An 11,856-nucleotide genomic window follows, 5' to 3' on the forward strand; every position below is an offset into this window, starting at 1 on the left:
AAACAGGCTGCGGCAGGGCCGTGACACGGTCCAGGTTGATCTCGTCGATGGCGATCGAAATCGACCGTTTATTTGCTCCGAAAAGATTCCGAAGACACCTTGCTCGCGGACTTCCATCCCGGCGTCAGGCTTGGCATCCCCCCTGCTCTCTCGACTTGAGGAGGTCGCGGATCTCGGATAATAGCTGCTGGTCCTTGCTCAAGGGCGCGGGCTCCTCGGTCTTGGACCTCAGGACCCAACCGAGGAACTTGAAGATGAAGACGAACAAGGCCGCCGCGAGGATGAGGAAGTTGACGGAGTCGCCGAGGAACTTCCCGTAGTGGATCGGCTTCCCCTGGATGGACGCGGTCCAGTCCTCGTAACCTTTGCTCCCCGGCAGGATGGCACCGAGCACGGGCATGATGATGTTGTCGACGAGCGACTTCACGATGTTGCTGAAGGCCCCGCCGACGATCACGCCGACCGCCAAGTCGATGACATTGCCCTTGAAGGCGAACGTCTTGAACTCCTCGAACAACGACAAGGCCTGCTTGGTAGGGTCAAGTTTCGTGAGGTCCATGGTCGTGTCCCGGCCGAGGGAACTGGGCCCAAACCCGCTCGACGTGCGCCTTTGCCGAGGCAACGCGTCAAGGGTCACCCGACTCTCCCGAGCGAATCAGGTGCCGGGCATCGGACTCGAGACCCGGCCCCGGGCGGCGACTTCGTCCGAGTTTCTTAGGCGATGGCGGACGGCCACCGGTTCGGATACGATCGCGACGAATGGTCGGAGGCGGCCGACCGGGGAGGGATCGGTCGGCCCAACATTTCGAGGCCCCAACTCAGGAGACCCCGTCATGCACGGCTTCCGCTGGGCGATCGTCACACTGCCCCTTTGGCTCGCCTCGCCGACGCTCGGCGACGACTTCCAGGCCCTCTTCAACGGGAAGGACCTCGATGGTTGGGTGGCGGAGGGGCAGACCGAGTCGCCCAAAGACGGTGTGGCCCGGCCGGTCTGGTCGGTGAGAGAGGGGTTGATCCACTGCGACGGCAAGGGCTTCGGCTTTCTCCGCTACGACCGTCACGAGTACAAGGACTTCGTCTTCCACGTCGACTTCCGGATGGCCCCCGGCTGCAACAGCGGCCTCGGAGTCCGCACGCGGGTCTTCATCCCGGAGCAGTCGAGGGCGACCCGCCCCTCGCTCTACAGTTATGAGATCCAACTGATGGACGACGCGGGCAAGCCGGCGACGCCCCATAGCAGCGGGTCGCTCTACCGCTACGTCGCTCCCAAAGAGAACGCGATCAAGCCCGCCTCGGAGTGGAACAGCATCGATATCGAATGCGTCGGCCCGAAGATCAAGGTCACGCTCAACGGCAAGACGATCATCGATGTCGACCAGCAGACCGTTGAGGCGATCAAAACAAAGCCGATGAAGGGCTTTGTCTGCCTCCAAAACCACGGCGGCACGATCGACTTCCGCGACGTCCGCATCCGGGAGATTCCCTGAGGCTGGTCCTGAAACCCGTTATTTTCTTAAATAACGGGTTTCTGAGCAGATCCACTCTGACGTCCCGTGTGGGTTTTCGGGGCCGAGGGCATCAGAATCCCGTTATTTAAGAAAATAACAGGTTTCGGGGGAGAGGGACTTAAACTCTCCGCTTCAGCTTGGGGTAGCTCGGCTCCCACCACCGCTCCTCGATCGTCCGCTCGAGCACCTCAGGCGCGGTCGGGCTCGCGAGCCCTTGGGCCTGGGCCTGGATCCCGACCGCCAGAGCAATCCGCTTCGAGACCTCCGTGATGTCCTCCAGCGGGGGGAAGAGCGAGGCGTCGCGGTCGCGACGGGTCGGGGCGCACTCGGCGAGGGCCCGAGCTGCGGCCAGGAACATCTCGTCGGAGACGCGACGGGCGCCGGACGCGACGACCCCCATGCCCATTCCCGGGAAGACATAAGAATTATTGCACTGGCCAATCCGAATCGACCGGCCGTCGTGGGTGACGTCGGGAAACGGGCTGCCCGTCGCCACGATCGCGCGCCCGTCGGTCCAGGCGATGAGGTCGGCGGGCTTGGCCTCGGCCCTCGAGGTCGGATTCGAGAGCGGGAGGATGGCCGGGCGCTCGACGTGGCTTGCCATCGCGCGGACGACCGGCTCGGTGAAGGTGCCCGGCTGCCCCGAGGTCCCGATCAGGACCGTCGGTCGGACGCGATCCATGACTTCGCCCAGGGAGATGTCGTCCCCCTCGCGTCGCCAATCCTTCAGACGAACCTCGGGCTGGGCGTAGCGAAGCTGGAACGGTTGCAGGCCCGACATCCCGGTGTGGAGGAGTCCGTGCCGGTCGACCAGCCAGAACCGTGAGATCGCCTCGGCCTCGTCGAGTCCTTCGGCGACCATCGCGGCGACGATCTGGTCGCTGATTCCGGTCCCCGCCGTCCCCGCTCCGAGGACGACCACGCGATGGTCGTTGAGCTTCGTCCCCGACACCTCACCGGCCGCGAGGATCGCCGAGAGGGCCACGGCGGCGGTCCCCTGGACGTCGTCGTTGAAGGTGCAGAGCCGGTCGCGATAGCGGTCGAGCAGCCGGTGGGCATTCGGGAGCGCGAAGTCTTCCCACTGGAGCAGGACGCCGGGGAGTACCCGCGTCACCGACTCGACGAAGGCGTCGATGAAGTCGTCGTAGGCCTGGCCGCGGACCCGCTGGTGCCTCCAGCCGAGGTAGAGCGGGTCGGCGAGCGCCTCGGCGTTGTCGGTCCCGACGTCGAGCAGGATCGGCAACGTCCGAGCGGGGTGGATTCCGCCGCAGAGGGTGTAGAGCGAGAGCTTGCCGACGGGGATGCCCATCCCGCCGACCCCGAGGTCGCCCAGGCCGAGGATCCGTTCGCCGTCGGTCACCACGATCACGTCGACGTCACGGAACGGGCGATTTTCGAGGATCGTGTCGATCCGGTCCCGATGCTCGAACGAGACGAAGAGCCCCCGGGGGCGTCGGTAGATCCGGCTGAAATGCTGGCACGCGTCCCCGACGACCGGCGTGTAAATCAAGGGCATCATCTCGGCGATGTGGTCCTTCATCAGCCGGTAGAAGAGGACCTCGTTGCGGTCTTGCAGGTCGCGAAGATAGATGTGCTTGAGAAGGTCCGTCACCCTCTGCTGGAAATCCCCGTAGCGCCTGGCGAGTTGCTCGTCGAGCGACCCGACGTGCGGGGGCAAGAGCCCATGCAATCCGAAGGCGTTGCGTTCCTCCTCCGGGAACGCGCTCCCTTTGTTGAAGAGCGGGCAGTCGAGCAGCGGGATACCCGCCAGGGAGACCTCGACGACATCCTCTCCGTTGGCGTCATCGACGTTGGTCGCGAAGTCGAGCATGCGAGGTCCCCGTCCGAAGATCTTCCCTGGTCCGACGATCGGGCTACAATACCTCTCCAGCGGCCCCGCGCCGAGCCCGCCCGAGCCTCTCGGCGGCCCTCGCGGGGCCCGGCATCGAAGCGATTCCCGAAGAGGAGCGATCCACGCCCATGAAGTCGCCACAGGCCCCCACCAAGGATCCGATCGGAACCAACGGCGGTCACGGCAATGCCCAGCCGATCCTGGGCCAACGCGGCCGAGAAATCCAGCCTTACGGGACCCTGACGAACCTCCCGATCGGCCTCGACGAGTCGATCCGCGCCGCGAGCGTCGCCACGCTCAACCAGATCCTGGCCGACACAATGTCGCTCCGCGACCTCTACAAGAAGCATCACTGGCAAGTCTCGGGCCACACCTTCTACTCGCTGCACTTGCTCTTCGACAAGCACCACGGCGAGCAGGTCGAACTCGTCGACTCCCTGGCCGAGCGGATCCAGTCCCTCGGCGGGGTCAGCCTCGCGATGCCTCACGACATCGTCGAGACCACCCGAATCCCCCGGCCTCCTCGGGGCCGCGAAGAGGTCCCGGTGCAGCTCTCCAGGCTCCTCGAAGCCCACGAGATCATCCTGAAGGCCGCCCGCGAAGGGGCCCGCGAAGCCGCCCAGAACGGCGACGACGGGACCAACGACCTGCTCGTCAGCGACGTCGTCCGCACCAACGAGCTTCAGGTCTGGTTCGTCGCCGAGCACCTCGTCGACACCCCGGTCGTCCGCGCCGACTGAGCCCGCCGCCTGAAACCCGGTTTCTTCTGAGAAATCGGGTTTCTGACGGAGTCGGCAACGAGATCCCCGAGAGCGATCGACGTCGACCGTGTCGGAGGACCTCGAATGCTGGAGCTCAGTCGGAGTCGATTGCGAAAGGCCGATGTGGGGGTCGACGTTGACTGTGGATCCGAAACCCGGTTTCTAAGAAGAAACCGGGTTTCGGAGCACACGCGTTCATTTCTCCAATTCAGCCAATCGTGTTAGTGCTCGATATAATTCCGCGACAGGCCCATCTCCTCCGGCGCGTGGAGCCTGAGCATCTTGAGGTCGACGTCGCGCGGGATCCACGAGGCGGTGGCCCGAGAGACGGCGAACATCACACCGAGCGACAGCGGGACGCCCCAGATCGCAGGCTGCTCCATGAGGGACCGCACCAGGGGGCTGGCCTCCCAGGTCAGGATCTTCTTGTCGAGGAGCATGGAGGCGATGATCGCGGCCAGTGACAGGAGGCCGCCGGTGAGCATCCCGCTCGCCGCGCCGATCATGGTGAGCCCGCGCCACCAGGCCCCCATGAGGAGGAGTGGGAAATAGGAAGCCGCGGCGATCGCGAACGCCCAGCCGACCATCATGGCGATGTCGAACGACTCGACGAGGAACCCGAGGAGCATCGAGACGACCCCGACCACGATGGCCGAGACCTTGAACGCGAGGAGCCTCGACTCGGGCGACGCCTGCGGCCGGAGCATCTTGCCGTAGATGTCGTGCGCGAGCGCCCCGGACATGCTGACGAGGAGCCCGGAGAAGGTCGACATGAACGCCGCGAATGCCCCCGCGCTGGTGATCCCGCTCAGGATCTGGCCGAGGAGGGGATTCTCGAGAGCGGTCGGCAGGCGGATGACGACGCTGTCGGTCGTGTTGTTGATATAGAGCGTCGGCATGACGTTCCGACCCAGCACGCCCCACATCGGCGGGAAGACGTAGAAGGCGCCGAGCATGACCATCACCCAGAGGGTCGTCCGCTTTGCGGCCCGCCCGTCGGGATTGGTGTAGAACCGCACGAGGATGTGCGGCAAGCCGGCCGTCCCACAGATCAGGGCGATGATCAGCGAGTACGTATAGAGAAGCGGATACCCGTGCTTGCCGGTCAGGGTGCCGAACGGTTCGAGCCACTTCCGGTTCGCCGGGGCGTTGGGGGCCACGGAGGCAGGCGCGAGGACGAGTTTGGTCGCCTTCGCGAACTCCACCCGGATCCCGGTGACAACCGGCTTGCCATCGACCTCGAACGGCTTCCCTCCCTTCGTGACCGCCGCAGGCCCGATCTCCAGGCTCGCCCCTGCCGGCAATTCGCCGGGCTGGATCGGGAGCGTCACCTCGTCCTCGCCTGGAGAAGGCTTGCGGACCGGCGAGACCTTCTCGATCGCCGCACCTTCGGGGAAGACGACCCGCGTCGGCCCCGCGGAGGAGAAGGCCACGACGTTGGCCGGATAACCCTCGCGTCCCTTCACCGAGACGGTCGACTCTCGGGCGAGCGTCGGGTACGCCCCCGGTTCCAGTCGGATCGTGTCGAGGTTCCGGGAGTAGCCGCCGAAGACCGACATCAGCACGAAGATCGGCAGCGAGATGGCGAACGCCTTGGCCCAGTACTGAAAGGCCTGGACGAAGGTGATCCCCTTCATCCCGCCGAGCGCGACGTTGAAGGTGATCACGCTCCCGACGACCACGATCCCCGCCCAGTAGGGCCAGTTCAGGATCGTCCCCAGCACCACCCCTGCCCCCTTCATCTGGGGCATGGTGTAGAAGAACCCGATGAACAGGACGAAGGTGACGGCGATCTTGCGGAAGACGGGGCTGTCGAACCGCCCTTCGGCGAAGTCGGGGATGGTATATGCCCCGAACCGACGAAGCGGCCCCGCGATGAACAGGAGCAGGAAGAGGTACCCGGCCGCGTAACAGACCGGATACCAGAGGACGTCATACCCGTTCTTCATCAATAGCCCGGCGATCCCCATGAACGAGGCCGCCGAGAGGTATTCGCCGGAGATCGCCGAGGCGTTCCAGAAGACGCTGACCGACCGCCCCGCGACGAAGAAGTCGGAGGCGGTGCGCGACATCCGCGTTGCGTAGACACCGAGTCCGACCGTCGCCAGCGTCATCAAGACCACGAAGCCGACAGCGATCCATGAGATGCCCGTCATGACCTCTCCCCCCCGCGCGAGTCGGCGTCGAGCAGCGTCTTCCAGTCCGAGCACTCCGCCTCGATCCGGTCGGACTCCCTGACGAAGTAGGCCGAGAGCAGCACCGTCACCGGGAACGAGAGCACGCCGAGTAATAGCCAGCTCGCCGTCAGGCCGAAGACCGGCATATTCGCCAGGTCGGGGAGGAACGCGTTGACGAGGGGCAGACCCAGCAGGATGACGAGGAACACGGAGGCCACGCGCAGGCTGAGTGCCGCCTGCCTCCTCATGACCAACCGCGCCAGCCGCGCATGGTCGTACTCGGACGGGGAGCTTGTCTCCGGGTCGGCCATCGTCTTCGTTCTCCCAGGAAGCCGACGCGCATCGCCGAGTTCGCGAGACTCCCCGCGACGGGGGCCGCGGGCGGCGGTCGGAGTGCCTACTCTATTGGGCCCACCCCCCACCCGCAAGGGCCGGGAGGGGGGCCCGTCGCCATCGCCCGAACCCCTTGCCCCGACGCGCAAGACCCCGCCCGCCAGGCCCTGGAGCGGATCACACTCGGATTCCCCCCTCACACGGCTCCACCGGAAGAGTTCCTAGAAGCCCGAAGCGCAAGCGAGTGAATCTCACGGCCTGAAATCAAGGAAGATGCACTCGCTTGCGCTTCGGGCTTGTATTCGGAGAGCAGCAGCGACTCGAAACCGCCCTGGGAATCCGCCCGTCCATGGAAATCCGTCTCGTCGTCGATCGAACGCAATTCGGACACAATGCAATCTAATGTTCATCCCCAAGTTTGATTTCGACGGTGGAGAGGTTCCCACCAACATCCGCGAGGATGCCCTGAAGGCGGATCCTGCCGTCCGCCGAGGACTTGACCTTGATCACTTGTTCGAAGGACCTGCGACGTCCGGAGAGGGCACGCCCTTCCACGACGCTGTCTTGCTCGGGGTCGAAGAACGCGATCGCCCGCAACGCCGAGTCGTCGGAGGCCGAGACCAGGACGCGGACGCTGGCACTGCCGGGGCTCGGAGACCCCACCCATTTTAGCTCGAGGGTCGGCGGCGTCTGATCGGAGAAGTCGCAGTCGGGCGCAAGGTATCGCGACGAATAGAGGAGCCGGGCGTTCAGTTCGGAGAACCGGACGCGGCGCTGGGGGTCGGGCTTCGGGCCGAAGTTCCAACGGAGATTCCGGAAGCCATTCCCCATGATGTCGACATCGTCCTGCCGACGGTCGTGCGGCAGCCCGAGCGCATGCCCGAGCTCGTGCGCGACCGCACCGAAGCCGTCTTCGATGAACTCGAAGCGGGGCGAGTCGGGGCCGCCGTGGCCGAGGGCGGTCCGGCCCTTGATCGGGGTCGAGTCGAACAGCATCAGCTTCTGCTTGGCGACAGTCAGGGCACAGAACTCGGGGCGGAGGATCCAGGCGGAGAACAGGCCGACGCCCCCGTCCGAGGAGTTTCGACGCCCGAGCGCAACGCCGCCGGGCCACTCGTAGGGAGCACTCCCAGGGTCGTATGTCTCGGCCAGGATGAGGATCAAATTCCGGTTCGGGTTGCCGACGGTCTTGGGAATCTCCGGGAGGATTGCCTTCCACTGGTGATCCGCGTCGTACTCGGGCGCATGGTTGTAATAGTCCGCGGGATGATTCCCTCGGACCAGGTGGATGATGGGCTGACCGTCCTTCGACTCGAACGCCAGGCCCCGGCTCCGGATACCTCGGGCGTCGTAGTCCTGGCGGTAGAGCTCGGAGACGAAGTGCATCAAGACCCGGATCTTCGCCTTATAGTTCGCCGTGGGCTCGCGGTCGGTCGGGACGAAATAGCAGAGACGGATCTTGTAGTCGGTGGCCGCCATCTTCGGGAGGAGCCTCGGGTCGACCCAACGCCCCTTGGCCAGGAGCGCCCAGGGCCCGTCGCTCCCCTGCCGCCACTCGCCTCGGTCGTCGTAGAGCCGCAGCCAAAGCGACCGGCCTCGGTCGAGCAGCTCGACGTACGACGTTTCCCGGCCCATCTCCTCGAACTCGAGCTCGACCCCGTCGGGGTTCGTCTCGAGCCAGTGCTTCCCGCCGACTTTTCGGAACGAGCCTTCCTTGTTGGCAAGCTCGTACCGCCAGCCCTCCCGGACCTGCTTCTCTTTCGCGGGGGAGTCGCCAGGGCCCGCGGCCCAGACCCCGGGAGAGAGGGCCACGACGAGGCACAGCGTCGTCCAGAGCCGTTTTGCCTTTGCCTGAATTAACGAGGCCCGCAGGCCCGACTCGACGGCGATTGCCGGATCCCCTGAGACATCCGGCCCTTCACTACATCGTGAATCTTGGGCAAACGTCGACCCGCTCACGTTCATAAACCCTCGGCACTGGGGCCGGGCGCTCAGACGTCCAAACTCATTAACACCTTCACTCGAAAGAGTCGTGGGCCCGGCCGATGCTGCATGCTATCAGATCGACCGCGGGGAAAACATACGAGACGGCCGTCCCAACTTCGGGATGAGCGGATCGGCGCACTCGGTAGGCCGTTGAGTCGACAACCTTCGCGTCAAACTATCGCGATCAATGGAAGGCCCAGCCGTAAGGGCTAGCGTGTGGGGCGGGGATCCGTCGCGGGCGGACGATCCGGAGGCCGCGTCCCGAGCAGGGACCTCACCTCATCGAGGAACCATCGTGGGGTATCTCCCAGTCGGTTGCTGTCGGCGAGCTTCGGTTCTGCCCTGGCGTACCACTCGCGGCCCTTCTCGGCATCGCCGCGTCGTGTATGGGCCGCAGCCAAGACGAGTTCGAGGAACGCCCAGCTTCCACCCCCGCGGATCGCGATGCACTTCTCCTCGGCCTTGATGGCGGCGTCCCAGTTCTCCAGGACATACTCGGCCAGCCCAAGCCACTTCCAGCAGAGTTGATTGTCCGGGGAGAGCTCGCAGGCCCGTCGGGCTAATTTCACAGCCTCGCCTGGAGCCCGGCGGGCCGAGTCGGGCGAGTCCAACCGCCGCTCGGCCTCGTTGGTAAGAAACTCGGAGAATTGCCGACGGTAAATGACCTTGTCCGGAAACTCGGCGAGCAACGATTCCCAGATCCCGAGAATCCTCTCCGCCGACTGTTTCGCCGCTGCGTCCTCGCCGGTCTTCCTTTGGCAGTAAATCAGCACATCGAGGGGCCTGGCAACGAGGGCTCGGTACTCGGGGAAGCTCGGGAAGTCGGCCGCGAGACGCTCGGCCGTGGCGATTGACAGGCCAACGACCCGCTTCGCCTCATCGGCCTTGCCGAGACCGATGAAGGTGATCGCGTGGTTCGACTGGCTCAGGGAGAGGAACTCGCGATATTTGGGCCGGTCAGGGAACTCCTCGACGAGCTTGCCCAGGATCGCAATGATGCGGCGGTCGCGGTCGAAGATCTTCTTCGGATCCGACCCGAACGTGTTGAGGTTGATCAGAGAGGTTGCCACGTCGCTCCGATAGGCGGGATTGCCCGGATCCCTGGTAAGTCGTGTCTCATACAACTCGACCGACCTTCGAACGGCCTCCTCTCCTTCCTTGCTCCGGCCCATTCGTTGCCAGAGACCGCCGAGGTTGTCCTCGACCTTGGCGAGCCGACCGATCGCCTCCTCGTCGCCGGGGACCTCGTCGAGGAGACGTCGAAGCATCTCGCGAGCTCGAAGGAGCGCCCGTTCGGCCTCGGCATAGCGCCCGCTCTCGCTCTGGATGGCGGCCAAGTGTGAAAGCGTGATGGCGAGTTGGCTCCGGAGCTCCCAGGACCGAGGAAGGCGCGTGACGAGGGCTTCGCGGATCGTCAACGCCCGACGATCCAGGGCTTCCGCATCTTGAAAGCGGTTGTGGCGTCCGAGGACGACCGCGAGCTGCGACAGCGTCCAGCCGAGTTCCTCGTCAACGCTCGAGCCGCCAGGCTGCCGAATCGCGAGATCCTCCAGGTCCAGGAGCATCGCCCGATAGGTCGCCTCGGCCCGGTCATCGTGGCCGAGCGATTCTTCGATGGACGCGACCCGCCTGCGGGCGCGGAGGGCCTCGAGCCGAGCCGGGAGATCCTCACCCTTCTCGGCGGCGAACTGTCGATAGAAGGCCAGGGCCTCTTCGAGGAACTCTCGTTGGAGGGATGTCAGCTTCGGCTGCTGGGCCAACCACTTCTCGGCGACCCGGGTATACATGCGATCGACGGCGCGTCGGGCCTGCTGTGCGCGAGCCTCCGCCAGCCGCTCGGCTCGGGTGGCGCGAGCAGCCTGCCAGACGCTTACGACAGTACCGGCCATCAGCGAAGATACCACCAAAAGTCCCGCGACCAGTGCGGTGCGGTTGCGTCGGGCGAACTTGGAGAAACGGTAGAGCGGCGACGGTCCGCGAGCCCCGACCGGGCGGTCGTCCAGGTAGTTCAACACATCGGCGGCGAAGTCGTTGGCCGTCGCGTACCGGCGATCACGGTCCTTCTCCAACGCCTTCATCACGACCCAGTCGAGTTCTCCTTGGAAGGAGAGTCCCAGGCGTTTTGGGTTGACCTTCCTCCGGACGGAGACCGTCGTGGATCGCGCGCCGAGTGTGCTGAGCCGAGAACTGGGCCGAGGCGGCTCATCTTCTCGGATGATGCGCCAGACCTCGTCAAAAGCCGCCTTGCGAAACGTCTCGCCGTCGAACGGAGTCGTGCCCGTCAGCAACTCGTAGAGCAGTACCCCGAGGGAGTAGACGTCACTCCGCGTATCGACATCGACCCCCGCAGGGCCGGCCTGCTCGGGGCTCATGTAGAGCGGCGTCCCCAGGCGCATGTGGAATCCCGTGGAGAGGGTCCGCTCGGTGAACCCCTCTCCGATCGCCTTGGCCACGCCGAAATCGATCACCTTCGGGACGGCCACGCCGTCAACCTCCGTCACCAGGACGTTCGACGGCTTGAGATCCCGGTGGATCACGCCCTTCTGGTGTGCATGCTGAACCGCTCGGCAGATCAGCACGAACAATTCAAGACGATCGCGGACGGCCAACGTCTCGCGCTCGCAGTATTCGGTGATCGGGATGCCCTGGACCAACTCCATGACGAAATACGGATACCCGGAACTTGTGGTCCCGGCATCGAGCACCCTCGCGATATGGGGATGATCCATCAAGGCAAGCGTCTGACGCTCGGCCTCAAACCGGGCGATCACCGGCCTCGTGTCCATACCCGGCTTGATGACCTTCAACGCGACCTTGCGTCGAACCGGGGCCGATTGCTCGGCCAGGTAGACGACCCCCATCCCGCCCTCGCCGACCCGCTCCAGGAGCGTGTACGGTCCGATCATGCTCCCGAGCACTTCGACGGGCGGGGCGTCGATCAGGTCGGGCGACCCCGCGGGCGATTCGAGGAATCGGCTGACCCTCGGATCGGCGGCAAGTAGGCGATCGACGTGTCGGCGGAGGTCGGTGTCCAGCCCGCACGTCTGATTCAGGTAGTCGGCGCGAGCGTCGAGATCGCGCCGGTCGAGTGCGGCGAAGAAGATCTCCTCGAGGTCGGGGGCAGGGATGCGCATGTTCGTTAGGCTCGACATGGACTCAACCAGGCTCATTCAACGCGGGAGAAGATCGAATCGTTTCGCCCGAATTCCAACGGATCATGCAGCGTTCTGCGACGCGTA

Annotated in this window: 8 protein-coding genes; 2 read left to right on the forward strand and 6 right to left on the reverse strand. The window is 65.0% G+C overall.

What is annotated here, in order from left to right; genetic code table 11:
- Positions 1 to 124: 124 nt before the first annotated feature.
- Positions 125 to 559 (reverse strand): large conductance mechanosensitive channel protein MscL, encoded by a 435-nt coding sequence (mscL, locus tag ACYOEI_RS17335; protein WP_462850793.1) that lies wholly within the window; start codon positions 557 to 559, stop codon positions 125 to 127.
- A 274-nt stretch (positions 560 to 833) separates the two neighbouring features.
- Between mscL and ACYOEI_RS17340 the strand changes: the two genes are divergently transcribed.
- Positions 834 to 1,487, forward strand: coding sequence for a 3-keto-disaccharide hydrolase (locus ACYOEI_RS17340; protein WP_462850794.1), 654 nt, complete (start codon positions 834 to 836; stop codon positions 1,485 to 1,487).
- A 139-nt stretch (positions 1,488 to 1,626) separates the two neighbouring features.
- Here ACYOEI_RS17340 and ACYOEI_RS17345 read toward each other — a convergent pair whose 3' ends face one another.
- A complete protein-coding gene (locus tag ACYOEI_RS17345; protein WP_462850795.1) occupies positions 1,627 to 3,339 on the reverse strand; it encodes an NAD-dependent malic enzyme in 1,713 nt (570 codons plus the stop codon).
- Positions 3,340 to 3,488: 149 nt separating this feature from the next.
- Between ACYOEI_RS17345 and ACYOEI_RS17350 the strand changes: the two genes are divergently transcribed.
- The gene (locus tag ACYOEI_RS17350) at positions 3,489 to 4,100 is read left to right on the forward strand and encodes a Dps family protein (protein ID WP_462850796.1); all 612 of its coding nucleotides are present in this window, start codon (positions 3,489 to 3,491) and stop codon (positions 4,098 to 4,100) included.
- A gap of 242 nt (positions 4,101 to 4,342) precedes the next feature.
- On the opposite strand, the gene ACYOEI_RS17355 is transcribed toward ACYOEI_RS17350, so the two are convergent.
- The 4 genes from ACYOEI_RS17355 to ACYOEI_RS17370 all read right to left on the reverse strand — a co-directional run bounded on the left by ACYOEI_RS17355 (position 4,343) and on the right by ACYOEI_RS17370 (position 11,751).
- Positions 4,343 to 6,277, reverse strand: a complete 1,935-nt coding sequence (locus tag ACYOEI_RS17355; RefSeq protein WP_462850797.1) for a sodium/solute symporter — start codon at positions 6,275 to 6,277, stop codon at positions 4,343 to 4,345.
- Complete coding sequence (locus tag ACYOEI_RS17360; RefSeq protein WP_462850798.1) at positions 6,274 to 6,609, reverse strand: DUF485 domain-containing protein; 336 nt, start codon at positions 6,607 to 6,609, stop codon at positions 6,274 to 6,276. The genes ACYOEI_RS17355 and ACYOEI_RS17360 overlap by 4 nt, the downstream gene beginning before the upstream one ends.
- Before the next feature lie 421 nt (positions 6,610 to 7,030).
- A complete protein-coding gene (locus ACYOEI_RS17365) occupies positions 7,031 to 8,590 on the reverse strand; it encodes a hypothetical protein (RefSeq protein WP_462850799.1) in 1,560 nt (519 codons plus the stop codon).
- Positions 8,591 to 8,826: 236 nt separating this feature from the next.
- Positions 8,827 to 11,751 carry a protein kinase domain-containing protein gene (locus ACYOEI_RS17370; RefSeq protein WP_462850800.1) on the reverse strand — a complete coding sequence of 975 codons (2,925 nt, stop codon included), beginning with the start codon at positions 11,749 to 11,751 and terminating at the stop codon, positions 8,827 to 8,829.
- Positions 11,752 to 11,856 lie beyond the last annotated feature (105 nt).

Source organism: Singulisphaera rosea, assembly GCF_054877945.1.

Bases quoted from the DNA above. Each gene is read 5' to 3' on its own strand.
- mscL (WP_462850793.1), bottom strand. From the start codon at position 559: ATGGACCTCACGAAACTTGACCCTACCAAGCAGGCCTTGTCGTTGTTC.
- ACYOEI_RS17340 (WP_462850794.1), top strand. From the start codon at position 834: ATGCACGGCTTCCGCTGGGCGATCGTCACACTGCCCCTTTGGCTCGCC.
- ACYOEI_RS17350 (WP_462850796.1), top strand. From the start codon at position 3,489: ATGAAGTCGCCACAGGCCCCCACCAAGGATCCGATCGGAACCAACGGC.
- ACYOEI_RS17345 (WP_462850795.1), bottom strand. From the start codon at position 3,339: ATGCTCGACTTCGCGACCAACGTCGATGACGCCAACGGAGAGGATGTC.
- ACYOEI_RS17355 (WP_462850797.1), bottom strand. From the start codon at position 6,277: ATGACGGGCATCTCATGGATCGCTGTCGGCTTCGTGGTCTTGATGACG.
- ACYOEI_RS17370 (WP_462850800.1), bottom strand. From the start codon at position 11,751: ATGCGCATCCCTGCCCCCGACCTCGAGGAGATCTTCTTCGCCGCACTC.
- ACYOEI_RS17360 (WP_462850798.1), bottom strand. From the start codon at position 6,609: ATGGCCGACCCGGAGACAAGCTCCCCGTCCGAGTACGACCATGCGCGG.